The following is a 24,722-nucleotide window of genomic DNA, read 5'->3' on the forward strand; positions in this document are numbered from 1 at the left end:
GCGTGCCGAACGGCGGGTAGTGACTGCCTCGCGCGACCCCGACGCGCTCATCCGCCGCGCCAAGCGGGGGGACCCCGACTTCGACCAGCACTTCCTCGTGGACGACCGGGTGCTCGACCGTATCCCGTCGTACCTCCCCGAGGACGCCGACCGCGGCCACTTGCTGGAGATCGGCGGCGGCACCGGGGCGCTGACCGACCGCCTGCTCGCCGCCGGCGACGAGGTGACCGTCGTGGAGCGCGACCCCGAACTGGCCGCCTTCCTCCGCGAGGAGTTCGCCGCCGAGGTCGATGCCGGCCGGCTCACGGTCGTCGAGGGCGACGCGCTCGACGTGGACCTGCCCGACTTTACCGCCTGCGTCTCGAACCTCCCGTACGGCGTCTCCTCGGAGATAGCGTTCCGCCTGCTCCCCGAGAAGCGCCCGCTCGTGTTGATGTTTCAAAAGGAGTTCGCCGACCGGATGGCCGCCGACCCCGGCACCGACGAGTACGGCCGCCTCTCCGTCACGGCGGGCCACTACGCCGCGGTCGAGGTCGTCGAGGACGTGCCGGCCGCGGCGTTCGACCCGCGGCCCCGCGTCGAGAGCGCCGTCGTCCGGTGTACGCCGCGGGACCCCGACTACACCGTGCCGGACGAGGCGTTCTTCCTCGACTTCGTGACGGCGTGTTTCACCCAGCGGCGCAAGACGATGCGTAACGCCGTCCGCAACACGGCCCACATCTCGGGGCTGGGCGACCCGGACGCCGTGGTCGATGCCGCGGACGAGGACCTCATGTCGAAGCGCGCGGGCACCGTCACGCCGGCCGAGTTCGCCGAACTCGCCGCGCTGGCGTGGGAGGTGGGCGAGCCGTGACGCTCGCACAGATCGGCGTCCGCGGCCTGCTCGACAGTCCTGGCGAGCAGTTCGCCGCCTCCGCGGTCGTCGTGGTGGCCTTCCTCGCCGCCGCGGGTATCGTGTACGCCTGCGGCGGCCTCCTGAAGGGTCGCCTCTCCGACGAGGCGGCCGAGGCCGTCCAGTCGGCGGTCGGGATGGCGCTCGGCATCGCCGCCGGCGCGGTTCTCGTCGACATCTGGAACCAGTGGGGACCCGTCGCGACGGCGTGGGGCGAGGTCCGACCCGGGCCAACGACCGGGGTGCGCGCGCTCATCGCGCTGCTGGCGCTCGGGGTGACCTACACCGTCACGCGCATCACGAAGCGGTTCGTCCGCGTCGGCGAGCGTCGGGACGCCATCTCGACCCACCAGCGCGAGATACTCCACCACGTCGTCCAGATAGCCCTGTTCGTGCCCGCGATACTGTTCACGTTCCTGCTGTTCGACGCAGGCGTCGGGAACGTGCTGCTGTCGGCCAGCGTCCTCGGTGTCGTGCTCGGTCTCGCGGCGCGCCAAACCCTCGGCGCCGTCCTCGCCGGCTTCGTCCTCCTCTTCTCCCGGCCGTTCAAGCTCGGCGACTGGGTCGAGATCGGCGACCACGAGGGCATCATCACGGACGTCTCCATCGTGAACACGGAGATACGGACGTTCGACGACGAGGTGGTGATGATACCGAACGACGAGATAACCAGCAGGGCGGTGCTCAATCGGTCGAAGAACGATCGCCTGCGCGTCACGGTCGACGTGGGCGTCGATTACGACACCGACGTGGCCCGGGCGATGGAGACGGCCGCCGACGCGATGGGGGGGCTCGACGACCTGAAGGAGTCGCCCGCGCCGGACGTGGTCGTCGAGTCGTTCGGCGACAGCGCCGTCGTGCTCACGCTCCGCTTCTACATCGACAACCCCACCATACAGCGGAAGTGGGCGGCCCAGAACGCCGTCATGGAGTCCGTGAAGACGGCCTTCGAGCGCGAGGGCATCGCCATCCCGTTCCCGCAGCGCGTCCTCTCCGGGCGCGAGCAGGACGGCGGACTCCGCGTCGCTGACGAGCGAGCGGTCGCGGCTGACGGGAACGAACCGAACGGCGAGGAGCGGTCGGACGGGGAGCCCGAGGCGGCCGTCGAACCCGCGACCGACGGCGGCGACACCGGGAGCGGGGACGACGACGGGGGCGCCGATGGGTAGCGACGACCTCGCCGCCCGCCGGGGGATGGAGACGGAGGTGTACGGGGCCGCCGAGGACTCGAAACTCCTCGCCGACACGGCCGTCGAGCGCGTCAAGCGCGACGAGCGCGTTCTGGAGGTCGGCACGGGCTCCGGCTACGTCGCCGCCCGCGTCGCGACCGAGACGGGCGCGGCCGTGACCGCGAGCGACGTGAACCCCCACGCCTGCCGGCGGGCCCGCGAGAACGCCCGCGAGGAGGGAGCCGACCTCCCCGTCGTCCGGGCGGACCTCGTCGCCCCCTTCCGGGCGGGCGCGTTCGACCGCGTGCTGTTCAATCCCCCGTACCTGCCGCGCGACGAGGCCGCAGAGCGCGACGACTGGATGGAGCGCGCGCTCACGGGCGGGGAAACCGGCCGCGAGGTCATCGAGGCGTTCCTCGACGGCGTGGCCCGGGTGCTCGCGCCCGACGGGAGCGTCCTGCTCCTGGTCTCGACGCTCACGGACATCGGGGCCGTCGCGTCGTACGCCGACGCGCGTGGTCTCGCCGCCGAGACGGCGGCGGAGGAGTCGTTCCCGTTCGAGCGGCTCGCGGTGCTTGAGATTACCACCAAGCATTAGATTGCTTCGGAAATATTAAGCGACGGCATGACGAACGGGGGAGTAATGACGGAGCTAGTCGCGACGACACCGGGGCTGTACCCCCTTCCCGACGACGCGAAGGTCGAGCTATCGGACCTGAAGGGCCACCAGAAGTCCGACCTCGTCTCGGGCGACGAGACGGGCGAACTCGCCGACGCGTACGACCGCGTCCGTGCCGAGCTCGTGGAGACGCAGGTCGAGGCGGGACTCGACCTGATAACCGAGGGACAGGGCCGCTGGGACGACATGCTCGCGCACCCGCTCGCCGTCCACGAGGGCGTGGAGACGCGCGGCATCGTCCGCTACTACGACAACAACAACTTCTACCGCGAGCCGGTCGTCACCGAGGACCTGACGCCGAGCGGCGACGTCGCCGCGGAGCTTGCGGCCGCGAGCGAACTCACCGACTCGCTGCAGGCCGTTCTCCCCGGCCCGTACACCCTCGCGGACCTCGCCACGGACGAGCACTACGGCGACGACCTGCTGGAGGCGGTCGGCGAGTTCCTCGCCGGCGAGGTCGCCGAGTTCCCCGACCACGAGACGCTGTTCCTGCTCGAACCCTCGCTGGTCGAGAACGCACCGGACGACGGCACGGACGAGCGCGCGAGCGAGGCCCTCGACGCGGTGGCCGCGGCGACCGACGCTGAGGTCGTCGTCCATCCGTTCTACGGCGCGCTGGAGGAGAAGACCTACGCGCACCTGATGGACGCCGACGTGGACGCTATCGGCTTCGACCTCGTGAGCGACCACGAGCAGAACGTCTACAACGTCCAGGAGTACGGCACGAAGGGGTCGGTGGCGCTCGGCGTCGTCGACGGGCAGAACACGCTCGTCGAGGAGCCGGCGACCGTCCGCGAGCGGTTCGACTGGTTCACGGAGCAGGTGCCCGCCCAGTCGTTCGAGCGGGCCTACCTCACCTCGAACACGGAGCTGTTCTACCTGCCCGTCAACAAGGCGGAGGCGAAGGCCGAGACGCTCGCGACCGCCGCCGACCTCGAGGAGGTGGAAGCATGAGCGACAACCGCGAGCAGTTCCGGCCCGCGGACCACCCGACCGACAGCTTCCTGCTGACGACCGTCGTCGGCTCGTACCCCAAGCCGAAGTGGCTCAACCGCGCCGAGGACGTCCACGAGGGCGACGAGTACGACTTCCCGGCGGAACACCTCCACGAGGCGCACGACGACGCGTGTCGCGTCATCACGAACGAACACGAGCGCGCGGGGCTGGACGCCGTCGTGGACGGCGAGATGCGCCGCAACGAGATGGTGGAGTTCTTCGCCCACCGAATCGACGGCTACGAGTTCAACGGCCCCGTGAAGGTGTGGGGCCACAACTACTTCGACAAGCCCTCGGTCACGGAGGAAGTCGCCTACGACGAGCCGTGGCTCGTCGACGAGTTCGAGTTCACGACCGGCGTCGCCGACCGCTCGGTGAAGGTGCCCATCACGGGGCCGTACACGCTGGCGAACTGGTCGTTCAACGAGGCGTACGACGACGAGGAGGAGCTCGCGTACGACCTCGCGGACCTCGTGAACGAGGAGGTCGAGAAGCTCGTCGAGGCCGGTGCGCGCTACATCCAGATCGACGAGCCGGCGCTCGCCACGACGCCGGACGACCACGCCATCGTCGGCGAGTGTCTCGAACACATCGTCGCCGGCATCCCCGACGACGTGCGTATCGGCCTCCACGTCTGCTACGGCGACTACTCGCGCGTCTACCCGGAGATAAACGAGTTCCCCATCGACGAGTTCGACGTGGAACTGTGTAACGGCGACTACGAGCAGATCGAGGTGTTCGCCGACGGCGACTTCGAGCCGGACCTCGCGCTCGGCGTGACGGACGCCCACGTCGCGGAGGTCGAGTCCGTCGAGGAGATCAAGGAGAACATCCGGAAGGGGTTCGAGGTCGTCCCGCCGGAGCGGCTCACCGTCAGCCCCGACTGCGGGCTGAAGCTCCTCCCCCGGGAGGTCGCCTACGGGAAGATGGAGAACATGGTACAGGCGGCCCGTGAAGTCGAGGCCGAACTCGACGCGGGCGAGATAGAGGTCGGTTACGCGGGCGCAGGCGCGCCCGCCGACGACTGACTTACTCCGGTTCGTCCTCCTCGGGCGGTTCCTCGCCACGCCGCTCCGCGAGCAGACCGACGACGCCGGCCAGCGCCAGCACCGCGCCCTCCGCGCGCACGGCGTTGACGTACCATTCGGACGGTTCCAGTTCCTCGGCGTTCTCGTAGCCGACGAGGACCAGCCGCTCCGCGAGACGGATGACGCGCCGCGGGACGGCGACCGCTACGGCTCCGTACACGACTGCGAGTGCGCTCGTGAACACGCGGTACGCTACGCGGCCGCGGGCCAAAAGAGCGGGGGCGCGGTCAGACGACGCTCCAGACCATCACCGCGAGGAACAGCGCGGTCGCGACGACGAGACTCGCGTTCGAGAGCGTCGTCTCCGTGCCGGTGCGGTCGGTCGTGCCGAAGAACACGTACGCGGTCCCGGCCACCGCGAGTCCGAGCATCGCCACGCTATACACGATATCGAGTGCTCCAGCCATACCCGATGCTCTCCGTGCGACTACTAAACAGTACCCCACAAGTCAAGTCGGTCGGTAGGTAACACCGGGTAATGCGAATCGAACTCCGGGTGTGCCAGCACTGTTACGACGGCGAGCACGGCAATCCGCAGAAGACCGAGATAACGAAGGACATGGTTCGGTGTGCGAAGCAGGTCCGCGAGTACAAGGACCTCATCGGCCTCGAATCGCTGTACATCGACATGGTCGAGGAGGGCGACCCCGGCGGCGCGGAAGCGCTGCCGGCCATCGTCGCGCGCATCGAGAACGACCAGGTCGCGCTCACGGACACCCAGCTCGTCATGGAGGACGACAACGGGAACATGCTCGTGTACCCGGAGCCGCGCGACATCCTCGAGGTGCTGACGCGCAACATCGACCAGATACAACAGCAGACCCGACAGGACGTGACGGTCGAACTCTCCACCGAGGGCGCGGAGCTGCTGTCGGCCTAGAGGCGAGGAAAACCGAAGGAGGAAGAACCGGAAGTCAGTCGTCGCTCGGCTCGCCGCCGTCCGCGGCGACGGTTTCGCCCTCCTCCTGGCGCTGTGCGAGCTCCTTCTCCCAGCGGACGCGGAGCACGTTCCCGTACATCGACAGCACGATGCCGACGAACAGCACGAAGACGCCGATGTTGATGCCGATGGTCATCAGCAGCGAGGTCGGTCCCCCGCCGATGACGAGTTCGCGCGGCACCGGATACCCTCGTCGAAGATACTCCCGACGAGGAACGACACGATGCCGATGACGGTCAACACCCCCATCACGGTCGTGACCCAGTGCCACGACGGCGACAGTTCGAGCTTCTCGATGCCCCACTCGCCGTTGCCGGAGTGGTCCTCCGGAATCATGCTCCGGGGGATGAACGCCTTCGGCTCCAGCGGGTAGAACGCGGGGTGGAAGCCGTGCTCGAAGATGTGGAACATTATCCCCATCACCATGATGACGCCGAGCAGGCCGTGGAAGACGACGAACGCCATCGCGGCCGTCCGGGTGGCGTACACCTCCATCACGCCGGTCTTCGACCAGATGAGCAGCCCCGAGATGGACAGGAGCGTCAGCTCGACGCTGAAGATGTAGACGACGCCCTTCCCGATGTAGGTGAGCAGCGGGACCTCGTCGGCCTTCCCGCCCGCGAACTGCAGGGCGTTCGGGTGGCGCTCGTCGGCGCGCCCCAGCATGAACTTCACGTCCTGTATCATCGCCTCGATGTCCTCCCGGGTGAGGAGTATCTCCCGGAAGTTCGAGCGGCCGGTCGGGGTGATGACCATGAGCACGATCCAGAAGACGATGAGCGCGATGAGGCCCGCGCCGGCCACGCGGTGGACGGCGGCGACGCCCGCGGTGCCGCCCATCAGCTCGGCGAGCCACCACAGCTCGTCGTTGAACATGATGCCGTAGCCGGTGAAGAAGAGGATGAACACGTCCAGCCCCAGCAGGGCGTGGAACGTCGTCGTCATCCGGGTGAACTTCCCGTGGTCGAGGCTCGTCATCGGTCCTCACCTCCCTCGACCTCGCCGCCGTCGGCGACCACGTCGCCGGCGTCGGCCTGCTCGCCGGGCTGGCGCATCCGCGCCGCGATGCGGCGGAACGCCGACCAGTGGAGGAACACCATGAACAGGATGAACACGCCCATCAGGACGTCGGCCGCGTGAATGAGCGCGATGAGGAAGTCCAGTTCGGCGATGGTGTTGCCCTCGACCCAGTCCGTGCCGACGCCGCCGCCCGCGACGGTCGGGCCGACCCGGAACAGCGTCTCGTAGAACGGCCCGAAGCCGCTCGCCCACCAGATGCTCCCCAGCGCCGCGGCGACGCCGACGACGGCGGAGACGAGGATGGACAGGCCGCCGTAGCTACGGGTCTCGGGGAGTTCGCTCACGAGAACTCACCGGCCTCCTCGCCGAAGATTATCTCCATCGCCTGGTCGTTGAAGAACGGCGCGGAGCCGCGCTTCTCCATCTCGTCGGCGATCTCGGCCGCGTCGCCGACGAGGATAGCGTCGGTCGCGCACTCCTCGGCGCAGGCCGGCCCCTTGCCGACGTGCTGGCGCTCCTCGCACATCGTACACTTGTCCATCGTGCCGCCGGTGCCGAACACCTGTGCCGAGCCGTCGTTCGAGTCGGGGAACTGCGGCGCCCCGAACGGACACGCGGAGAGGCAGTACTGACAGCCGATACAGAGGTCGTCGCGGACCTCGACGAAGCCGTTCTCCTTCTTGATCAGCGAGTCCACCGGACACACCGAGACGCACGGCGCGTTCTCGCAGTGGTAACACTGCATCGGAATGGACGTCTCGCCCGGGCTCGCACCCTCCGCGAGCGCCTGTGAGCTCCGGTGGTTGAACCCCTCGTCCGCCTCCTGTCCCTCCAGCATCGTCGAGATGCTGATGCGCTGTTCCTGCGGGCCGACGTCCCACGTCCGCTTGCACGCCACGACACAGCCGCCGCAGTCGATGCACGCTTCCACGTCGGGGAAGATACGCGCTCCCTCCCCGACGTTCATGACGCCCTGGCCCAGGACCTCTCTGTTTTGTTCGTTTGTAGACATTATTGCACCGTCTCGGAGTCACGGACATCGAAGTCCTTCTGGAGACCGATGCCGTCCCGGTCCTGCGGGAAGTCGATGACCTCCATGTTCAGTTCCTCCATGCGCTGTTCCGTGGCCGGCTCCAGCCGGACCATCGATACCTTCGTCTCCTGCATCTGCGTCTCCACGTCGTAGCCGCGCGACGTGATGGCGTTCACGGAGTCGCCGATGGCGTACGGGACCGTCCCCTCGGGGTAGCGGTCCTCCAGGCTCTGTCCCTTGAAGACGCCGCCCCAGTGGAAGGGGAGGAACGTCTCGCTGTCGTTCGGGCGGTCCGTCACCCGCGCCTTCACGAGGATGGACCCGCGGTCCGTCGACGACACGATGAGCATGTCGCCGCCGTCCACGTCGAGGTCCTCGGCCGTCGCCGGCGTTATCTCCGCGTACATGTGCGGCTGGAGGTCGGCGGTCATCTCGTTCGACCGCGTCTCCGAGCCGCCGCCCTGGTGTTCCACCTGCCGGCCGGTGGTCATGATGGTGTTGAGCCCCTGGTCGGCCACCTTCTGCATCGCGTCCTCCTGGGTGACCGAGTTGTTCTGGTCGAACCGGTAGAAGTTCTTCTGCTGGCCGTTCGCGGGCCACTGCTCCACCAGGTCCGGCCGCGGGCTCTCGATGGGTTCGCGGTGGACGGGGACGGTGTCGATGAAGTTCCACACCGTCGCCCGCGCCCGGCCGCGCCCCGTCGGCGCGTCGGGCTGTTTGTAGTCGTACTGTTCCCACCACTCCAGCGACTCCTCGACGTTCATGCCGGGCTGGACCACGTGCTCCTCCATCCCCCGGCTGACGAGTTCCTGCGCCAGCGTGTACACGGACTCGTTCGGGTCGAGCGCGTACTGGTAGGGGAGCGAGAGCGCGTCCGGGTTGGTGAGGTCCTCGGGGAGGACCGTCTTCCAGCCGGGGTACTCCGGGACGCCGTTGATGACGCCCTGGTAGTCGCTCTCCCAGTTCTCCGGGACGAGTTCGTCGCGCAGGAGGTTCGTCCCCTCCTCGACGCCCTTCGCGTCGACGGTGTCCTGCATCGGGTACGGCTTGTCCGTGTTCATGCCGTCCCAGTCGTCCGGGGTCGGGGCCTGCGTGCCCCAGCGTGCGCGGAAGTCCTGCCCGCCGTTGCGCGGGTCCATGTCGTCGTTCCAGATGATGGGCGTGCCGGGATGGCCCTCGCCCCAGCAGGGCCACGGCAGCCCCCAGAACTCGTCGGACACCGGCAAGCCCTGTTCCTCGGCCTTCAGCGTCTCCGTCGAGAACGCGTAGTCGTAGTCGAGGTGCTGTTGGAGCCGTTCGGGGCTCTGGATGTAGCCGATGGTCCGCAGGCCGATGTTTATCTCGCGGATGACCTCCTCGTAGGTGGACTTCCCGTTGTGGATGTTCGGGCCGGAGCCCCAGTCGAAGTGGGCGCCGAGGCCGTCCCAGTAGTCATACTCGCCGAGTTTCGCGGCGAGTTCCTGGATGATCCGCAGGTCGGGCCGGGAGTTGTGCGACGGCGGCCGCACCGGCTCCGACCACTGGATGGAGCGGTGCGAGTTCGTCAGCGAGCGGTAGTGCTCGTACTGGCTCGACGCCGGCAGGATGATGACGCCGTCGTCGCGGTCCGGCAGCACGGACGCGACGGACGGGAACACGTCCACGACGACCAGCAGGTCGAGGTTCTGCATCGCCTGCTGCATCTTCCCCATCTCGGAGATGGAGTTCGCGGAGTGGCCCCAGAAGAACGCCGCACGGAGGTCGTTCTCCTGGTACAGCGGCGTCTCGTTGAGCCGCTCGGACTGCGGGAGCGCTCCCTCGAACCAGCGGGCGACCGTGAGCCCGTTCTGGAACATGAGCGAGCGGTCCATCGCGCTCGCGTCGGCGGCCCCGCCCTGTTCCGTCCAGACGTCCTGGGGCATCGTCGAGAAGCGGTCGTACAGCGTGTCGAAGTCCGTCGACCCGCTCGTGAACGGGCTCTGGTTCCACACGTCGGCCCAGTACTCCCACGAGCCGCGCGAGCCGACGCCGTAGTAGCCGGGCAGGATGTGGCTCGCGACCGCGAGGTCGGTCGCCCCCTGGACGTTGGCGTGGCCGCGCATGACCTGCAGGCCGCCGCCCGAGCGCGCCGCGGAGCCGCTACCGAGCGACAGCGCCGCGTACGAGCGGATGTTCTGCGTCCCGTTGTTGTGCTGGGTGCCGCCCATCGCCCACTCGATCTGGACGCTGGGCTTGGCCTCGATTATCATGTCCCCGAGCTGCTGGATCTCCTCGACGCTCATCCAGGTGATGTCGGCGACGGTATCGAGGTCGTAGCGGTCCAGCTCGGAGGCGAGGTCCTCCCACGCGAAGACGCGCTCGTCGAGCATCTCGCGGTCGAGCTCGTCCTGCTCGCGCAGGTAGCGGATGAGCCCCATCATGAGGGCCACGTCCGTCCCCGGGCGCATGCGGAAGAACTCGTCCGCGTGGGCCGCGGTCTTGGTGAACCGCGGGTCCACGCAGGCGATCTTCCCGCCGCGCTTCTGGCCCTCCAGGATGTGCTGCATCGCGATGGGGTGGGCTTCGGCCGGGTTCTGCCCGATGATGACGTTGAGGTCGAAGTTCCGGTAGTCGTTGATGGTGTTCGTCATCGCGCCGTAACCCCACGTGTTGGCGAGGCCGGCGACCGTCGTGGAGTGGCAGATACGCGCCTGGTGGTCCACGTTGTTGGTGCCGAACATCGAGGCGAACTTCCGGAACGCGTACGCCTCCTCGTTGGAGTGGTGGGCGCTGCCGAGCCACATCGTCGCGTCGGGGCCGTCCTCCTCGACGATGGTGTTCAGCTCCGAGGCGATGTGGTCGTACGCCTCGTTCCACGAGATCTTCCGCCACTCCCCGTCCACCTTCTGGAGCGGGTGCTTCAGCCGGCGTTCGGAGTGTTCGGACGAGAAGATGCCCGCCCCCTTCGAGCAGAGCGAGCCGTTGTTTATCGGGTTCTCGTGCCACGGCTCCTGGCCGACGAACGCGTTGCCCTCGCGTTCGCCGCGGAAGCCGCAGCCGACCGCACAGTAGTTACAGACTGTCTTCGTCAGTTCCCCTTCGTCGTCGGTGCCGTCGGTCTCGCCGTCGCTCTGGGCCAGCGCGTGGCCTGCCGTCCCCCCGCCGAGGGCCAGCCCGCCCGCCAGTGCGCTCGCCTTCATGAACGAACGTCGGTCGAGATCGAGTGAGACCGGTTCCGCGCTCATTGTGTTTCCATGGTTTCCCTGACCGTTCTTCGTAGACGGTTCTAGTTTTGGTGTGATACCAACTCACAAAAAGTTGTACCCCATCTTAAAGAATAATTACATAAATACATTTAACCAGACCTGTTCGGGAGGACGCGATGGGCCGGTGGCCCCGAAACCGATATGGGGGGCCCGCCGATTCGACGGGTATGAACATCGGCGCGTTTGCGTGCTCCTGTGGCGGGTCGTGCGACATCGACCTCGAACGGGCGCGGGACGGGGTGCGCGACGTGGACGTCGTCGCCAGTTCGAGCCTCCTGTGTCAGGACGGCCTCGACGCGATGGAACACGTCATCGACCAGTACGACCTCGACCAGGTGGTCGCGACCGCCACGGACGACGGCTGTAAGAGCCGTATCCGCGAGCGGGCGACCGAGGCGGGGCTCCACCCGGACGCCACCGCGTTCGTCGACCACCGGGAGGGGAGCGCGTGGGTCCACGACCGCGACGAGGCGACGGACAAGACGGCCCGTGTCATCAACGCGACGGCCGCGGGCGTCCGTGAGGCGAGCGGGGAGCGGCGCGTCTCCCGGGAGGCCGGCGACCGCGTCGCCGTCGTCGGCGACCCCGAGACGGCCGCCGCGCTCGCGGACACCGCCGACGTGACGCTCGTCGCGAACGGCCGGGAGTTCGCCGGCGCGGACCTCGACCTCGACGACGTGACGCTCCGCCGGGGCGGCGTCGCCTCCGTCGAGGGCGAGTACGGCGAGTTCACGCTCTCGCTCCGGTCGCGCGTCACCGCCGACTGCATCTCGTGTATGGAGTGCGTCGAGCGCGGCCCCGACGACATGGTCACCGCCCGCCCGGTGGACATCCACCCCGAGGCCCCGCGCGGCGAATGGACCGACTGCTGTCCCACCGACGCCATCGACATGGACGGCGAGACGACGACGCTCGACGCCGACCAGGTCGTGTGGCCCGGCGCGGACCGTCGCGAACGCGGCGGCCGGATTGGCTTCTACACCACCTCGGACGCCGGAACCGTCGCGGCCGTCGAGTCGCTGCTCGGCGGCGTCGAGAAGCCGCGGTTCATCGACCTGGAGATGGACGTGTGCGCGTCGGGCGCGTCGAGCCAGCAGGGGTGTACGGAGTGTTCGGACGCGTGCCCGCACGGCGCGGTCGCGCGGCCGGCCGTGGACGAGGTGGAGATAGACCCCGTGGCGTGTCAGAACTGCGGCGCGTGTACGAGCGCCTGCCCGACCGGCGCGGTGTCGCTCCGCGAGCCCTCGAACCGACGGCTCGCCCGCGAGGTCGAGGCGCTCGTGGACGAGGACACCGACGACGGCGGTTCGTGGTTCGGCCGCGGCGACGACGGCATCGAGACCCCCGTGGTCGCCTTCACCTGCTCCGAGCGGGCGCGCGACCGCCTCCGCGAGTACGGCCGCGCCGCGGCCGCGGGTGCCGAGGGCGGCTACCCGCCGATACTCCCGGTGTCGGTCAACTGCACGGACACGGTCGGCTCCGCGCACGTCCTCCACGCGCTCGCGGCGGGCGCGGAGGGGGTCGCCATCGTCGGCTGCGGCGAGTCGTGTCTCCACTCCGGGCCGGACCCGAAGGCCGCGCTCGTCGAGCGGCTGAACCGCGCGACCCGCGACCTCGGCCTCGGCGACCGGACGACGTTCCTCGCGCCCGGTCCCGACCCCGCGCGCTTCCGCGAGGAGCTGGAGACGTTCGTCGGCGGCCTCGACCCCTCGCCGGTGCCGCGCGGCGAGCACGAGGCCACGGGCCGTATCGAGGCCGAGCGGCCGAACCCCGACTTCGACACCCACGGTTGGGCGCTCGAGTCGGTGCGGGCCATCGTCCAACACGCCGAGCCCGAGCGCGACGTGATACGCGGGCTGACGGCGTTCGGCCGGATGGAGGTGAGCGAGGCCTGTAACCTCACGCCGACCTGTTCGAACCTCTGTCCGACCGACGCCATCCGCCGGACGACGGACGCGGACCTGGAGTTCAACCACGAGCAGTGCGTCAACTGCGGCCTCTGCGAGCAGGGGTGTCCCGAAACGGCCATCACGATGAAGGACGGCCTCGACCTCTCGCTGCTGCCCGAGCGCAACGACGGCGAGGCGTGGCACACGGTCCACGACGGCGAGATGCAGGAGTGCGTCCGCTGCGGCAAGGCGTTCGCCTCGGCGGGCACCATCGAGAAGGTGCGCGGCGAGGTGGGCGACCGCGTGACCGGCATCGCGCCCGAGGCCGACCACGACATCTTCGAGTACTGCGGCGACTGTCGCACTACCCTGCTGTTCGGGGGTGGGAACTGATGGACGAACTCGCCGTGTACGACGCCCGACTCACGCTCGTGGACTTCCCCATCGAGGCGTTCCAGGACGTGCCCGACGAGGCGTTCGTCGAGCGCCTGCTCGGCGGGGAACTCGCCTTCCCCGACGACCCCGTGAACGACCGGCTCGACACCGGCTTCGAGTACCTCCGGGAGTTCGTCGCGGAGAACGAGGGCGCGACCCCGCGACGGTGGCAGAGGAACTCGCCACCGAGTACAGCCGGCTGTTCACCGCGCCGCGGCCGCCCGTCCTCCCGCACGAGACCCACTACCGCGAGGACACGGAGTTCATCGGGCAGGGGCTGGCGGACGTGGAGGCCTCGTACTCGGCCGCGGGCTGGAAGCCCTCCGAGGAGTTCCCCGAGGAGAACGACTTCGTCGCCGTCGAACTCGCGTTCATCCGCCAACTCATCGACCGGCAGCGCGCCGGCCAGGAGGAGACGTTCGGCTTCGAGCGCGTCTTCCTCGACGAGCACCTGCTCGTCTGGTACGAGGACCTGCTGGAGGCGCTCGTCGCGGAGACGGACGACCCCTTCTACCTCGCCGCGGCCCACGTCTTCGCGGGGTTCGTGGAGTTCGAGGACGAACTGGTCGCACAGATGGTCGCGGACCGCTAGCGGGCCCGGGCGACGACGAGGAAGGCCGCGGCGACCCCGACACCCGCCAGCGCGAGGACGATATCGACGCTCCGGCGGGTGAATCGCTCGAAGGCCAGCAGGCTCTCCCACGAGCCGTTCAGTTCGGCGGCGACGCCCGCGGCGCCCACCGCGCCGACGGCGACGACGAGCAGCACGAAGACCGCCAGCGCGACGGTCTCGAACCTACCCACGGACCCACCACCGGCCGACGACCGAGACGGCGAACAGCGGCACCAGCGCCGCGAGCAGGTACGAGACGAAGACGGCCATGTAGCTCACGGTCGACTGGAGGTGTATCTGCCAGTGCCACGTCCCCTTCAGCGCCGCGATGACCGCCACGGTCCCGACGACGAGCAGCGAGAGGACGACGAGCGCGGTCAACACGTAGACGGCGGTGTGGACGCGGGAGAGCACCGACTCGCCGTCCACGCGCGCGGCGACGTCGGCGACGCTCACCCGAACACCTCCCGGCGGTACACGTCGTAACAGACCGCGAGCACCGCGAGGGTCGCCAGCCCCAGTACGAGCCACGACTCCCCCAGCGGCAGGGGAGGTTCGGCCCGGCGTGCAGCGCGAGAGTCACACCTTGGTACTAGTGAACGTTCCGCTAAACAGTTACCCTTCCTGTCAGCGTCCGTTGAAGAACGCTTTTCGCCGGTGCTTCCCATGTGCCGGTATGGCAAGCCGGAGACGGCTCCTCTCGCGCGTCGCGGCGGCCGTCGGCATCTCCAGTCTCGCGGGCTGTACGGGCTCCGAGCCCTCGCTCGACCTGCCGCCGAACCCGCGGGCCGACTCGCTTCCGGCGCTCCAACACGACTGGGTCGGGGGCATGCGCACCGACGAACACGGCAACCCCCTGTTACCCCGCTTTCACCGCGTCCTCATGCTGGACGCGACGGCCCCGATAGACGACGCGCTCCGCGAGCGCGTCGAGCGCGCCTGCCGCGCGCTGGAGGCGGCCTACGACTGGTCGAGCGCGGACCTCCTGCACACGTGGGCGTGGGGGACGGGCTACTTCGAGAAGCAGGGGTCGCTCGGGCGCGCGCCGATCCGTCGGCCGCGCGTGCTGTCGCGGACGGACGACCCCGACCTCCGGTCGTTCGACGCGGCGCTCGTCCTCGCCAGCGACACCGAGTCGCACCTGACGGCGACGGAGGCCGCGCTGTTCGGCGACCGCGACACGCTCGGTGGCGCCCCCGTCGAGGCGCCGCTGGGCGACCTGTTCGACCGGCGGCGACGGGTCACCGGCTTCATGGGCGAGGGACTGCCCGCCGCCCACGCGGACGCGGAGGGCATCCCCGAGGGCGCCCCGCTCGACGGCGCGCCGGGGTTCATGGGCTTCCGCTCCGGGCGGGTCCGCACCCAGGCGAGTCTCGACCGCGTGACGAAGTCCGGCGGCCGGTGGGACGGCGGCACGACCATGCACCTCTCGCACCTCACGTTCTCGCTCGACGGCTGGTACGCGATGGACATGCCCGACCGGGTCGCGCGGATGTTCTCGCCGGACGTGACGCCCGAGGAGGCGGAGACCTACGACACGGACGTGCCGTTCGCGGACGCCGTACGCGAACACGCCCGGGACTACGGCGTCGTCGGCCACACGGAGAAGATGGCGCGTGCCCGCGAGAACGGCGAGCCGATCCTGTTGCGCCGCGACTTCAACACCGTCGACGGCGGCCGTGCCGGCCTCCACTTCCTCTCGTACCAGCGGTCGCTCGCGGACTTCGAGACGGCGCGCGACGCGATGAACGGCTGGTGGCTGCGCGACGACCACCCGTCGATAACGGACCGGCAGAACAACGGGCTGTTGAACTTCGTCACCGTTCGGTCGCGCGCGAACTTCTACGTGCCGCCGCGCGCCCGGCGGGCGACGCCCTGACTACTCCTCGGCGAGCGGCTCGGACTCCTCGCCCGTCTTGCCGTCGGCACGCTCCTCGGCGGTGAGGATGGACACCTCGCCGTCAACCTCGCCCGGGTTCAGTTCGTGGGGACCGTGCTCGAAGTCCCACACCTCGTGGCCGTTGTAGGAGTCCGTCGCGCCCGTGGGCCGCCACCCGCTGTCATCGTTCGACATGCTCACACGTCCCGGGTGTGAGGACATAAAACTTCACCCGAGGTCGAGGTCGGTCGGCGGCGCGTTGGCCGGCCGCTCGTCGTCGTCGCTCACGAAGACGCGGGCACACAGGTCCACGTACATCACGAGCACCTCGTCGGGGCCGATTCCGGCCTCGTCGGCCTGTTCGGAGAGGAGCCGCGACAGCTCCCGCGACGGCTCGAAGCGTATCTCGTCGCCGTCGAGTTCGAACTCGACGTCCGTGGCGCCGCTCGCGAGGTGTTCGACCTCCAGCAGCGCCTGTTCTACCTTCGTTTCGAGCGCCTCGTCGGCGCTCTGGAGTCGCTGTTCGCCCCAGTCGGACGCGGCCTCGCGGAGGCGGTCGGAGACGGGGACGCGCACTCAGTAGCTCACCCCGTCGCCCGCGAACGCCAGCTCCCAGCGCGTCTGCTGCTCGCAGACCGGGCACGGCTCCATCCGGTCGTTGCCGGTCGTGTCGAGCAGGTCCATGGTCGTGCCGCAGTCGCTACACGCGTAGCGGGTCATTCCTCCGGGGGGAACGTCTCCGGCGCCGGCGTGTTCGACTCCAGTTCGCCGTAGAGGACGAGCATGAGCGCGAACAGCCCGCCGATGACGAGCAGGCCGACGATGCCGCTCGTCGCGGTCTGACCCACGTAGCCGGCGGACCAGTCGATGCCGTTCCAGACGCGCAGCGCGGTGAGCACCGTCCACACGCCCGCGAGCGCGACGGCGAAGGTGACGAGCTTGTTCTGTGATAGCGCGTTTCGCATGGCCATACTCGGGCTTCCGGCCCCCGGACCAAAAAGCTACGCTCGCCTCACGCCAGCGCCCAGCCGGCCTTCTCCGCGGCCTCCTCAAGCGGCCGGAACTCCCACCCCTCGGGCTCCATCCCCGCCTCGTCTGCGAGTCCCACGAGCACCATCCGCTCGGCGTAGAACATCGAGGAGGGGCCGATCTCCGCCAGCCGCTCCGTCGGCCGGGTGCCCGACCCGTTGAAGAAGTCGAGGTCGATGACGTGCTCGCGCTGGAACTTGTTGAGGACGTGCGTCGGGACGTCCCCGACGATGCCCACCCAGTCGGACCACCGCGCGGCGTCCGTCGTCGCGGCCGCGGGGTCGGCGAGCGCCTTCGCCGCCCGGTAGGTGAACGCGAGCGTCATCTCGTCGGCGTCGCCGCCGTGCGGCCCGCTCGTGGCGTCGGCGCCCGCGCCGACCGGGCCCGAGACGGTTCCCTCGTCGCCGCCCTCCGGCACGCCCGGCGTCGCGTCGCCGGCACCGCCGGCGGCGGACGACTCCGCCCCCGCGCCCGCGCCGCCCCCCTCCTTCGGGATGCCGACCGGCTTCCCGTCCGTGTCGCGGGGCACCCGCGGCGTCGCGTCGCCGATGTCCGCGCCCGTGAGGCCCGCCTCGCCGTCCTCGGGTTCCTCGTCCGGGTCGCCGTCCCCCTTCCAGAGCCAGTCGCCGGGGTTGGCCTCCGGCTCCTCGTCGTCGTCCTGTACGTCGATGTCGTCGAGGTCGATGCTGTCGGTCATGGTCGCAGGTGGTCGAGGTCCAGCCGTTCGAGCGTCGCGGCCGTCGGGACGCCCTCGTCGTCCCAGCCGCGCGCGTCGTAGTACGCGTCGAGCAGCGCCTCGAAGTCCGTGTCGAGGCTGTCGGGGTCGATCGGCGCGGGCAGGGTGTCGTCGGCCCGTGTGAACCCCTCGCGGACGTTGAACAGCCGCACGAGGTTCCAGACGCGCTCGCCGGCCTCGGCCAGCCCCTCGTGGGGCGCGCCGACGGCGTCGAGCCACTCCGCGCCGTCGTCCGCCAGCGTCTCGCCCGTGAAGTCGTCGGCGACGAGGCTCCACCGCACCGCGCGGGTGTCCTGTGCGTCGATGACGGCGCTCGCCGCCTCCGCGGGGGTGAAGGGCCCCTCGAAGGGCTCGCGCTCGACGGGCCGCGCGCGCCGGTGACAGCCGCCCCGGTCGGAGGTGGCGTACGCGAGCGCCATCGAGGCCGCGCCGCGGGGTCGTAGGCCGGCAGTTCCATCCCCTTCACGGTCGGGACGAGCCCCTCGCCCCCGAGCCGTTCCGCGGCGTCGGCCACCCCGTCGGCGAGCGCGTCGCCCAGGTCGCCGACGCGGGCCGCGATGTCCGCGAGCAGCGCGCGCGCGCCGTCCGGGTCGCCGAAGGCGTACCCGTCCTCGATGACGCCCTCCTCGCTCGCGCGGGCGGCCCACGCCACGGCGTTGCCCGCGGAGATGAGGTCGATGCCGAGGCGGTTGCACACCTCGCCGAGTTCCGCGACCGCGTCGAAGTCGTCGATGGCGAGGCCCGCGCCGAGCGTCATCGCCGTCGCGCCGCGCGGGACGGTGTCGCCCGCGTCGGTCCGCACGCGGAAGCCGCCCGCGACGGCGTCGTCCGCTCGCTCGCGGCCGTGCGAGGCGGCGCGCGCGGCCTCGATACCCACGTCGTCGGCGCCGGCGAAGCCCCGCTCCGTCCAGCCGCGCGAGGCGAGCACGCCCGCCTCGTCGGCGAAGTCCACGGTTTCGAGCGTCTCGCTCGTCGCGAGCCACCGGCCCGTCGCGTCCTCGGCGTAGCGCTCCGCGTAGGACTCGCGCAGGTCGGCGAACCCCTCAGGCGGGTCGCCGCGCGCGACGACCGCCTTCAGCCGCTTGGCGCCCATCACGGTGCCCGCGCCGCCCCGACCCGCGTGGTGGTCGGCGTTCGGCCCGGAGGCGATGGTAGCGTACGCGACCCCGGCCTCGCCGGCGGGGCCGATACACGCGACTGCCCCCTCGTGGGCCGTGCAGGTCTCGGCGGCGTCCGCGCCCCACGTCGTCGCCGGCTCGATGCGCGCGTCGCCGTCCGCGACCACGAGGCGGACGGGTTCGTCCGCCACCCCGGTCACGACGAGCAGGAGGTGGTCGTCGAGCGCGCCCGCGAGCGCCCCGGGGAAGTCGCCGCCCGCGTACGAGTCGAGGAACGCGCCCGTCAGGGGCGACTTCGTCACCGCGGCGTAGCGCGACTCCCCCGGGAGGAGTCCGGAGAGCGGCCCGAGCGCGAAGCACAGCACGTTCTCCGGGCCGAGCGGGTCCGCCCCTGCGGGCAGTTCCTCGTGGAGGTAGCGCGCGCCGAGGCCCTTCCCGCCGATGTAGCGCCGGCGCCACCGCTCGGGGACCCGCTCGCTCGTCACCGACCCCTCGGAGAGGTCCACCCGCAACACGCGGTCCGGCGGCGTCGTCATTCGTCGGGTCAACGGCGAAGCCGGCTAAAAGCGTTTCCGCCGCGGAACCCCCTCGCGGCACCCTTTTGCCCGCGACCGTCGTCGCGGGAACATGGTCCGAGCCCCGAGCACGAACCTCCGACGCGGCACGGCCGCGGACCACCCCTACGTCGGCTACGGCGACGGTCCGCCCCTGCTCGTGCTCCCGGGCGTGAACGACCCCCTGCTCCGGGCCGGCGAGCGGGCGTGGTTCGACCTCGTGCTGGCCGCGTACTGTCGCCGCCAGGCCCGAGCCTGTGCCGCGGCCGGCGCGCCCCGGACGGTGTACTACCTCTCGCGGCCGCCCGGGGTGCCCGACACGGTCGCGGGAATGGGCGACCGCTACCGCGCCGCGCTGGACGCGTTCGGGCCGTGTGACCTCGTCGGCGTCTCGATGGGCGGCTTCCTCGCGCTCGACCTCGCGCGCCGCGACGACCGCGTCCGCTCCGTGACGCTCGCGCTCTCGGCCGCGCGGCTCTCCCGCCACGGCCGCGAGTCGCTCCGGGCGTGGACCCGCTGGGCCGACGCCGGCGAGTGGCTCCGGGTGTATCGCGCCGGCGTCCGCGCGGTCGTCACCGGGGCGCGCCGCCGACTCGGCGCGCTCGCGGTCCGGGGCTTCGACGCCGTGCGGTCGCCGCCCGCCGACGACATCCGGCGGACGTTCCGCGCGGCGCTCGCCTTCGACGCACGGCCGTGGCTCGGGGAGGTGGGCGTTCCCGCGCTCGTCGTCGGGGGAACCGCCGACCCCTTCTTCACCGACGCGGCGTTCGCGGGCACGGCCGACGGTCTCGGCGCGCGACACGAGCGGCTGGACGGGTGGGGCCACGACGCGATGATAGAGGGCGGTCGGCTGGTGGACGGGGCGGTCGCGGGCTTTCTCAGGTAGCGCGGGCGACGGTCAACACGACCGTGGACCCGTCGTCCTCGAAGGCGATGGTCCCGCCGAGCGTCGTACAGACGTGGCGGACGAGCCACAGGCCGAGCCCGCGGCTGTGGTCGAGCTGGGTGATGTCCACCTCGCCCGTGACCACGGCGCGCTCGCGCTCGGGGACGCCCGGCCCGTCGTCGCTCACGCGGAGGGTCACCTCGTCGTCGGTCGCCGTCGCCGTGACGCGCACCGCGGGGGTCTCGCCGACGTGGATGACGGCGTTCTCGAGCACCTCGCGGACGGCGGTGGCGAACAGGTCGCGGTCCCGGACGGCGACGGAGGGAACCTCGACGTCGAAGGCGGCGTCGGGGTGGCTCTCGCGGACCTCGGCGACGGCGTCGGCGACCACGCCCCCGAGGTCGCCGGACGACCCTCGCCGCCGCCGAGCGCGTGCTCGATGTCCCGGAGCTTGCCGGCTATCTCCGTGATGCGGTCGGCGGCGTCGAGCGCGTTGCGCGCGTACGCCGCGTCGTCGCCGTCCAGCCGCTCGGCGAGTATCTCCAGATACCCCTGCACGACGCCGTTCGTGTTGGCGATGTTGTGGCGGAAGACGCGGTTGAGCATCTCGATGAGCCGCTGGTCCTCCTTCCGGTCGGTGATGTCGGTGTAGATGCCGAAGACGAGCGGGCCGTCGTCGGTGACGCCGTACCGCACCGCGCGGAACAGGAACGTGCGGCGCCCGTTGGCCGTCTCGCGCTCCACCTCGACGGGGCCGACGAGGTGGTCCTCCGCGTCGGCGAGGTCCACGGTGTCCTCGTCGTTTGGGACGACCATGTCGTCGAGCGCGGTACCCGAGGCGGTGTCGCGGTCGATACCGAACGTCTCCGCGAAGGTGCCGTTCACGCGGCGGATGACCGGGCCGTCGTCCGTGACCACGGCGTCGACGACGGCGTCCGGCAGCCGGTCGAACAGCCCGGCGAAACGGCTCCGCTCGGCCTCCAGCTGCGAGCGGTCGCGGACGATGCCGACGCTCCCCTCGATGCCGGCGCTCTCGGGGAACCGTGACAGCTCTATCTCGACCGGAACCTCGTCGCCGTCGGCGGTCGTGAGCGTGGTCTCGTAGCTCCGGCTCTCCGTCGGCGGCTCGTCGTCGAGTTCGGCCAACAGCGCCGCGCCCCGGCGCGTGGCCCCCTCGCCGAGGAACGTCGAGACGTGCCGGCCGATGACGTCGGACTCGTCGTAGCCGAGTTCCGACAGGAGGCGGTCAGTGGTGAGGACGATGCGGCCCTCCTCGTCGAGGACGTACACGCGCTGTTCGACCGCCTCGTGGACGGCGCGGTACCGCTCCAGGCGCGTCTCGCGGGCCGCGCGGTCCATCGCGGCCGTCGCGTTCGCCGCGAGGACCGAGGCGAGCGCCCGCTCCCCCTCGTCGAGCCCCTCGGGGTCGTAGCTGCCGATGGAGAGGACGCCGTGCTCGCCCAGCGGCACCGCGTACGCCGACTCGATGGCGCCGTAGGCGTCGGGTATCTCGCCGTCCAACTCCTCGAAGGCGACCGGCTCGCCGCGCACGAACGCCGTCCCGGACAGGCCCTCCCCCGGCGGGTGGAGCGGCACGTCCCCCACCTCGCGGCGGGCCGACTCGCTGAACGTCGCCGGGACGAGGAGGTCGCGCTCCTCGTCGTACAGCCGGACGGTGTTGAAGCCGAGGTCCAGCACCTCCGCCGCGGCGTGCGCGACCACCTCGGCGATGCGCTCGCGGTCGCCCGCCGCCATCAGCTCCTCGGTGGTCGAGAGGAGGCCGTCGAGCGCCCGCTCGCGTGCCTTACGCTCCGTCGCGTCCGCGAGGAACACGGACAGCCCCTCCTCGGCGGGGTACGCCCGGACCTCGAACCACGCGTCCAGCGGCTCGAACCGATGCTCGAAGGTCACCGCCTCCCCGGTGTCGAGCGCCTCGCGGAGCCGTCCCTCGAAGCCCGTGTCCGCGAGCGCGGGGGCGACGTCCCAGAGCCGCCGCCCCTCGAACCGCCCGTCGTCGCACCCGGCCGCGGCGACGACCTCGCGCCCGCCGTCGTTGAGGTACGTCAGCTCCCAGTCGGCGTCGAGGCCGACGAAGCCGTCGCCGATGCGGTCGAGCGTCCGCCGGACCTCGTTGCGGGCCGCCCGGACCTCCCGCTCGGCCGCCGCGCGGTCGAGTTCGTACCCCGTCCAGCTGACGAGCAGCTCGACGAACTCCCGTTCGGCCTCCGTGTAGCCGCCGGGGCGCGGCTCGGCGCTCGCGAAACAGAGCAGGCCGAACGGCTCGCCCTCCACCCGCACCGTCGCGCCGATGGACGAACACAGCCCCGCCGCATCGGGAGGGGCGTCGCCCGACACGACGACGCCGTCGCCGTCGAGCGCCGCCGCGAACCGCGAGTCGGGGTCGAGCGACTGCCCGACCAGCGGCGCGGCCTCCCCGACGGCGGCGTTGACACGGAGATCATCGCCGTCGTCCGCGAACTCCGCCGAGACGCCCACGTCGAGGCCGAGGTAGGTACACCCCACCCGCAACAGTTCGTCCAGTTTCGAGGCGAGGTCCGTGTCGAGCGTCGCTATCTCGTGGAGGTCGCGCAGCGCGCCCCGGTCGCGACCGTCGGAGACGGCCGACGGGGCGTCGAGCGCCGCCGCGACGCGTTCGGCGAGGGTCTCGCCCGTCGCGGCCAACGCGTCCTCGGCCGCGTACTCGACCCCGAGCCGCGAGGCCCGCGCCGCGTCGGCCGGGCCGGCCTCGCCGACGAGCAGCACGGGTACCGCCGGGACGCGCTCGCGCAGCGTCGCGACGGCCTCCGGCCACCCGTCCCGGGCCGGGAGGAGGACGCACTCGACGGCGGCGTCCACGTCGGCCGGGTCCCGCACGTGTGTCGCGTCGAGTCCACCGAGGTCGTACCCGTCCGCGGCGTCCGAGGACGGGTGTACGACTACGACGGGAGCGGTCATCGAACGGAGTTATGCCTGCCCGAACATAAGCGGACTGTCGTCCGTCGGTCTCGCCGGAAAGCCCCCCGCCCCGCGGGACCGCGACCCTTTAGCCGCGCCCGCGACACGACGGGGTATGAGCGACGCGTGGTTCGCCGGACTCGACCCCGACGACACGGAGAGCGCGGCCGCGCGGGTCCGCGAGGGACGCGCCGACGCGCCCGACGACTGGCCCGGGCGGGCCGTCGATGCGGGCTTCGCCGGCGACACGGACGACTACTACGACCGGCTGAAGGCGGCGACGACGGCCGCCGCCGAGGCCGCCGTGCGCGAGGCCGAGCGGGCGGGCGACCGACAGCTGATACACGCGGTCCGCGCGATGGACGACTGCGACCGCACCGCGAACGAACTCGCCGAGCGCGTCGGCGAGTGGGCCGGGAGCCTCTTCGAGGGGGCCGGGACCGGCGTCGAGGGCGCGCGCGCCGTCGCGGAGCGGGACCCGGACGAGCCCACGGAGCGGCGGGTCGTCTCGCTGGCCGAGCGCGTCGTCGACCTCGACGACGAGGCCGCGGACCTGCGGGCGTACATCGAACGGACCGCCCCGGAGGTGGCCCCGAACCTCTCGGCGCTGGCCGGCCCCGTCCTCGCGGCGCGGCTCGTCGCGCTGGCGGGCGGGCTGGAGTCGCTGGCGAAGAAGCCGTCGGGGACGATACAGGTCCTCGGGGCCGAGGACGCGCTGTTCGCCCACCTCCGTGGCCGAGCGCCCTCGCCGAAGCACGGCGTCATCTTCACCCACGAGTACGTCCGCGGCACCCGGCCCGACGACCGCGGGAGCGCGGCCCGCGCGCTCGCCGGGAAGCTCGCCATCGCGGCCCGGGGCGACCACTACACGGGCGAGTACAACCCCGAGATAGAGCGCCAACTGGACGAGCGCATGGCGACCATCCGCGCCCGCGCCGAGGGTGAGGACGATGAGTGAGCTCCCCGCGGGCGTCGAGCGCCGGCGGTTCGACGGCGAGGAGCGGCTGGCGACCGAGGGCGAACCGGTGTACGGCGAGCCCACGGCGGACGGCTGGCGCGCGTGGGACGCCCGCCGGTCGAAGCTCGGCGCGATGCTGGAAACGGGGATGGACACCGGGCTCGCGGGCGGCGAGACGGTGTTGTATCTCGGCGCGGCGGCGGGCACCACCGTCTCGCACGTCGCGGACTTCGCCGGGGCGACGTACGCCGTCGAGTTCGCGGCCCGGCCGACGCGCGACCTGCTCGACGCCGCCGAGTCGCGCCCCCGGCTGTTCCCCCTGTTAAAGGACGCGCGCAAGCCCGAGACGTACGCGCACGTGGTCGAGCCGGCGGACGTGGTCGTCCAGGACGTGGCGACGCGCGGGCAGGCCCGCGTGGCGAACGCGAACGCCCGCTTCCTCGACACGGGCGGCCTCCTGCTCGCGGCCATCAAGGCCCGCTCGGAGGACGTCGTCGCGGACCCGAGCGAGGTGTTCGAGCGCGAGCTCGACACGCTCTCGGAGTCCTACGAGCTGGTCGAGACGGCGCGACTGGAGCCGTTCCACGAGGACCACCTCGGCGTCGTCGCCCGGAAGCGGTAACGCCGCG

At 70.9% G+C, this 24,722-nt stretch carries 25 protein-coding genes and 3 pseudogenes; 12 read left to right on the top strand and 16 right to left on the bottom strand.

All coding sequences use genetic code 11. The annotated features are described in order from the left end of the window. Positions 1 to 19 precede the first annotated feature (19 nt). From P2T37_RS14440 to P2T37_RS14460, 5 genes are read left to right on the top strand one after another with little or no spacing between them, the layout of a single operon-like run. Positions 20 to 853 (top strand): 16S ribosomal RNA methyltransferase A, encoded by an 834-nt coding sequence (locus tag P2T37_RS14440; RefSeq protein WP_276234662.1) that lies wholly within the window; start codon positions 20 to 22, stop codon positions 851 to 853. Next, the gene (locus P2T37_RS14445) at positions 850 to 2,061 is read left to right on the top strand and encodes a mechanosensitive ion channel family protein (RefSeq protein ID WP_276234663.1); all 1,212 of its coding nucleotides are present in this window, start codon (positions 850 to 852) and stop codon (positions 2,059 to 2,061) included. Before P2T37_RS14440 ends, P2T37_RS14445 begins: the two co-directional genes overlap by 4 nt. Further along, entirely contained in the window at positions 2,054 to 2,659 is a 606-nt protein-coding gene (locus P2T37_RS14450) for a HemK2/MTQ2 family protein methyltransferase (protein WP_276234664.1), read from the top strand. The genes P2T37_RS14445 and P2T37_RS14450 overlap by 8 nt, the downstream gene beginning before the upstream one ends. Positions 2,660 to 2,704: 45 nt before the next feature. After that, complete coding sequence (locus P2T37_RS14455) at positions 2,705 to 3,694, top strand: 5-methyltetrahydropteroyltriglutamate--homocysteine methyltransferase (protein ID WP_276234665.1); 990 nt, start codon at positions 2,705 to 2,707, stop codon at positions 3,692 to 3,694. After that, entirely contained in the window at positions 3,691 to 4,764 is a 1,074-nt protein-coding gene (locus tag P2T37_RS14460) for a methionine synthase (protein ID WP_276234666.1), read from the top strand. Before P2T37_RS14455 ends, P2T37_RS14460 begins: the two co-directional genes overlap by 4 nt. A 1-nt stretch (position 4,765) precedes the next feature. Here the strand turns inward: P2T37_RS14460 and P2T37_RS14465 are convergent, their stop codons facing one another. Continuing rightward, on the bottom strand, positions 4,766 to 4,984 hold the full coding sequence (locus tag P2T37_RS14465; RefSeq protein WP_276234667.1) for a DUF6199 family natural product biosynthesis protein: 219 nt from the start codon (positions 4,982 to 4,984) through the stop codon (positions 4,766 to 4,768). Positions 4,985 to 5,051: 67 nt separating this feature from the next. Next, entirely contained in the window at positions 5,052 to 5,231 is a 180-nt protein-coding gene (locus tag P2T37_RS14470; RefSeq protein WP_276234668.1) for a hypothetical protein, read from the bottom strand. 71 nt (positions 5,232 to 5,302) lie between these two features. Between P2T37_RS14470 and P2T37_RS14475 the strand changes: the two genes are divergently transcribed. After that, complete coding sequence (locus P2T37_RS14475) at positions 5,303 to 5,704, top strand: hypothetical protein (protein ID WP_276234669.1); 402 nt, start codon at positions 5,303 to 5,305, stop codon at positions 5,702 to 5,704. A gap of 34 nt (positions 5,705 to 5,738) precedes the next feature. Here P2T37_RS14475 and P2T37_RS14485 read toward each other — a convergent pair. The 4 genes and pseudogenes from P2T37_RS14485 to P2T37_RS14500 all read right to left on the bottom strand — a co-directional run bounded on the left by P2T37_RS14485 (position 5,739) and on the right by P2T37_RS14500 (position 11,020). Continuing rightward, positions 5,739 to 6,742: pseudogene (locus P2T37_RS14485) on the bottom strand (cytochrome b/b6 domain-containing protein). Further along, positions 6,739 to 7,128 (bottom strand): hypothetical protein, encoded by a 390-nt coding sequence (locus P2T37_RS14490; RefSeq protein WP_276234672.1) that lies wholly within the window; start codon positions 7,126 to 7,128, stop codon positions 6,739 to 6,741. The pseudogene P2T37_RS14485 and the gene P2T37_RS14490 overlap by 4 nt, the downstream one beginning before the upstream one ends. Then, positions 7,125 to 7,796, bottom strand: a complete 672-nt coding sequence (locus P2T37_RS14495) for a 4Fe-4S dicluster domain-containing protein (RefSeq protein WP_337250413.1) — start codon at positions 7,794 to 7,796, stop codon at positions 7,125 to 7,127. The genes P2T37_RS14490 and P2T37_RS14495 overlap by 4 nt, the downstream gene beginning before the upstream one ends. Further along, positions 7,796 to 11,020 (bottom strand): formate dehydrogenase subunit alpha, encoded by a 3,225-nt coding sequence (locus P2T37_RS14500; RefSeq protein ID WP_276234674.1) that lies wholly within the window; start codon positions 11,018 to 11,020, stop codon positions 7,796 to 7,798. The genes P2T37_RS14495 and P2T37_RS14500 overlap by 1 nt, the downstream gene beginning before the upstream one ends. A gap of 188 nt (positions 11,021 to 11,208) precedes the next feature. Between P2T37_RS14500 and P2T37_RS14505 the strand changes: the two genes are divergently transcribed. Together P2T37_RS14505 and P2T37_RS14510 are read left to right on the top strand one after the other, a co-directional pair. Then, complete coding sequence (locus P2T37_RS14505; protein ID WP_276234675.1) at positions 11,209 to 13,323, top strand: 4Fe-4S dicluster domain-containing protein; 2,115 nt, start codon at positions 11,209 to 11,211, stop codon at positions 13,321 to 13,323. Next, positions 13,323 to 13,957, top strand: a pseudogene (locus P2T37_RS14510) (TorD/DmsD family molecular chaperone). The gene P2T37_RS14505 and the pseudogene P2T37_RS14510 overlap by 1 nt, the downstream one beginning before the upstream one ends. On the opposite strand, the gene P2T37_RS14515 reads toward P2T37_RS14510, so the two are convergent. Both P2T37_RS14515 and P2T37_RS14520 read right to left on the bottom strand, forming a co-directional pair. Next, a complete protein-coding gene (locus P2T37_RS14515) occupies positions 13,954 to 14,169 on the bottom strand; it encodes a hypothetical protein (protein ID WP_276234677.1) in 216 nt (71 codons plus the stop codon). The pseudogene P2T37_RS14510 and the gene P2T37_RS14515 sit on opposite strands and share 4 nt — an antisense overlap. Beyond that, a complete protein-coding gene (locus P2T37_RS14520; protein ID WP_276234678.1) occupies positions 14,162 to 14,434 on the bottom strand; it encodes a hypothetical protein in 273 nt (90 codons plus the stop codon). Before P2T37_RS14520 ends, P2T37_RS14515 begins: the two co-directional genes overlap by 8 nt. A gap of 220 nt (positions 14,435 to 14,654) precedes the next feature. Here P2T37_RS14520 and P2T37_RS14525 point away from each other — a divergent pair, with 220 nt between their 5' ends. Next, on the top strand, positions 14,655 to 15,857 hold the full coding sequence (locus P2T37_RS14525) for a DUF7405 family protein (RefSeq protein WP_276234679.1): 1,203 nt from the start codon (positions 14,655 to 14,657) through the stop codon (positions 15,855 to 15,857). Here the strand turns inward: P2T37_RS14525 and P2T37_RS14530 are convergent, their stop codons facing one another. The 6 genes and pseudogenes from P2T37_RS14530 to P2T37_RS14555 all read right to left on the bottom strand — a co-directional run bounded on the left by P2T37_RS14530 (position 15,858) and on the right by P2T37_RS14555 (position 19,276). Continuing rightward, positions 15,858 to 16,052, bottom strand: a complete 195-nt coding sequence (locus P2T37_RS14530; RefSeq protein WP_276234680.1) for a hypothetical protein — start codon at positions 16,050 to 16,052, stop codon at positions 15,858 to 15,860. Positions 16,053 to 16,085: 33 nt separating this feature from the next. Beyond that, positions 16,086 to 16,433, bottom strand: a complete 348-nt coding sequence (locus tag P2T37_RS14535) for a hypothetical protein (RefSeq protein WP_276234681.1) — start codon at positions 16,431 to 16,433, stop codon at positions 16,086 to 16,088. Next, on the bottom strand, positions 16,434 to 16,577 hold the full coding sequence (locus P2T37_RS14540) for a hypothetical protein (RefSeq protein ID WP_276234682.1): 144 nt from the start codon (positions 16,575 to 16,577) through the stop codon (positions 16,434 to 16,436). Further along, positions 16,574 to 16,828, bottom strand: coding sequence for a hypothetical protein (locus tag P2T37_RS14545; protein WP_276234683.1), 255 nt, complete (start codon positions 16,826 to 16,828; stop codon positions 16,574 to 16,576). Before P2T37_RS14545 ends, P2T37_RS14540 begins: the two co-directional genes overlap by 4 nt. A 41-nt stretch (positions 16,829 to 16,869) precedes the next feature. Next, the gene (locus P2T37_RS14550; RefSeq protein WP_276234684.1) at positions 16,870 to 17,583 is read right to left on the bottom strand and encodes a DUF7124 domain-containing protein; all 714 of its coding nucleotides are present in this window, start codon (positions 17,581 to 17,583) and stop codon (positions 16,870 to 16,872) included. Then, a pseudogene (locus tag P2T37_RS14555) lies at positions 17,580 to 19,276 on the bottom strand (aldehyde ferredoxin oxidoreductase family protein). Before P2T37_RS14555 ends, P2T37_RS14550 begins: the two are co-directional and overlap by 4 nt. Positions 19,277 to 19,367: 91 nt before the next feature. Here P2T37_RS14555 and P2T37_RS14560 point away from each other — a divergent pair. Further along, positions 19,368 to 20,180, top strand: a complete 813-nt coding sequence (locus tag P2T37_RS14560; protein WP_276234685.1) for an alpha/beta fold hydrolase — start codon at positions 19,368 to 19,370, stop codon at positions 20,178 to 20,180. Here the strand turns inward: P2T37_RS14560 and P2T37_RS14565 are convergent. Further along, complete coding sequence (locus P2T37_RS14565; RefSeq protein ID WP_276234686.1) at positions 20,173 to 20,454, bottom strand: ATP-binding protein; 282 nt, start codon at positions 20,452 to 20,454, stop codon at positions 20,173 to 20,175. The genes P2T37_RS14560 and P2T37_RS14565 overlap by 8 nt on opposite strands. Beyond that, on the bottom strand, positions 20,376 to 23,135 hold the full coding sequence (locus P2T37_RS14570; protein WP_276234687.1) for a PAS domain S-box protein: 2,760 nt from the start codon (positions 23,133 to 23,135) through the stop codon (positions 20,376 to 20,378). The genes P2T37_RS14565 and P2T37_RS14570 overlap by 79 nt, the downstream gene beginning before the upstream one ends. A 115-nt stretch (positions 23,136 to 23,250) precedes the next feature. Here P2T37_RS14570 and P2T37_RS14575 point away from each other — a divergent pair, with 115 nt between their 5' ends. Together P2T37_RS14575 and P2T37_RS14580 are read left to right on the top strand one after the other, a co-directional pair. Continuing rightward, on the top strand, positions 23,251 to 24,093 hold the full coding sequence (locus P2T37_RS14575) for an NOP5/NOP56 family protein (RefSeq protein ID WP_276234688.1): 843 nt from the start codon (positions 23,251 to 23,253) through the stop codon (positions 24,091 to 24,093). Then, a complete protein-coding gene (locus tag P2T37_RS14580) occupies positions 24,086 to 24,715 on the top strand; it encodes a fibrillarin-like rRNA/tRNA 2'-O-methyltransferase (RefSeq protein WP_276234689.1) in 630 nt (209 codons plus the stop codon). The genes P2T37_RS14575 and P2T37_RS14580 overlap by 8 nt, the downstream gene beginning before the upstream one ends. The last annotated feature ends 7 nt before the right edge of the window (positions 24,716 to 24,722 follow it).

It is taken from the genome of Halosegnis marinus, from assembly GCF_029338355.1.
In the GTDB taxonomy this organism is placed as follows: Archaea; Halobacteriota; Halobacteria; order Halobacteriales; family Haloarculaceae; genus Halosegnis; species Halosegnis marinus.

Bases quoted from the DNA above. Each gene is read 5' to 3' on its own strand.
- P2T37_RS14550 (WP_276234684.1), bottom strand. From the start codon at position 17,583: ATGACCGACAGCATCGACCTCGACGACATCGACGTACAGGACGACGAC.
- P2T37_RS14560 (WP_276234685.1), top strand. From the start codon at position 19,368: ATGGTCCGAGCCCCGAGCACGAACCTCCGACGCGGCACGGCCGCGGAC.
- P2T37_RS14455 (WP_276234665.1), top strand. From the start codon at position 2,705: ATGACGGAGCTAGTCGCGACGACACCGGGGCTGTACCCCCTTCCCGAC.
- P2T37_RS14500 (WP_276234674.1), bottom strand. From the start codon at position 11,020: ATGAGCGCGGAACCGGTCTCACTCGATCTCGACCGACGTTCGTTCATG.
- P2T37_RS14545 (WP_276234683.1), bottom strand. From the start codon at position 16,828: ATGGCCATGCGAAACGCGCTATCACAGAACAAGCTCGTCACCTTCGCC.
- P2T37_RS14460 (WP_276234666.1), top strand. From the start codon at position 3,691: ATGAGCGACAACCGCGAGCAGTTCCGGCCCGCGGACCACCCGACCGAC.
- P2T37_RS14525 (WP_276234679.1), top strand. From the start codon at position 14,655: ATGGCAAGCCGGAGACGGCTCCTCTCGCGCGTCGCGGCGGCCGTCGGC.
- P2T37_RS14475 (WP_276234669.1), top strand. From the start codon at position 5,303: ATGCGAATCGAACTCCGGGTGTGCCAGCACTGTTACGACGGCGAGCAC.
- P2T37_RS14570 (WP_276234687.1), bottom strand. From the start codon at position 23,135: ATGACCGCTCCCGTCGTAGTCGTACACCCGTCCTCGGACGCCGCGGAC.
- P2T37_RS14530 (WP_276234680.1), bottom strand. From the start codon at position 16,052: ATGTCGAACGATGACAGCGGGTGGCGGCCCACGGGCGCGACGGACTCC.
- P2T37_RS14540 (WP_276234682.1), bottom strand. From the start codon at position 16,577: ATGACCCGCTACGCGTGTAGCGACTGCGGCACGACCATGGACCTGCTC.
- P2T37_RS14450 (WP_276234664.1), top strand. From the start codon at position 2,054: ATGGGTAGCGACGACCTCGCCGCCCGCCGGGGGATGGAGACGGAGGTG.
- P2T37_RS14580 (WP_276234689.1), top strand. From the start codon at position 24,086: ATGAGTGAGCTCCCCGCGGGCGTCGAGCGCCGGCGGTTCGACGGCGAG.
- P2T37_RS14505 (WP_276234675.1), top strand. From the start codon at position 11,209: ATGAACATCGGCGCGTTTGCGTGCTCCTGTGGCGGGTCGTGCGACATC.
- P2T37_RS14470 (WP_276234668.1), bottom strand. From the start codon at position 5,231: ATGGCTGGAGCACTCGATATCGTGTATAGCGTGGCGATGCTCGGACTC.
- P2T37_RS14495 (WP_337250413.1), bottom strand. From the start codon at position 7,796: ATGTCTACAAACGAACAAAACAGAGAGGTCCTGGGCCAGGGCGTCATG.
- P2T37_RS14575 (WP_276234688.1), top strand. From the start codon at position 23,251: ATGAGCGACGCGTGGTTCGCCGGACTCGACCCCGACGACACGGAGAGC.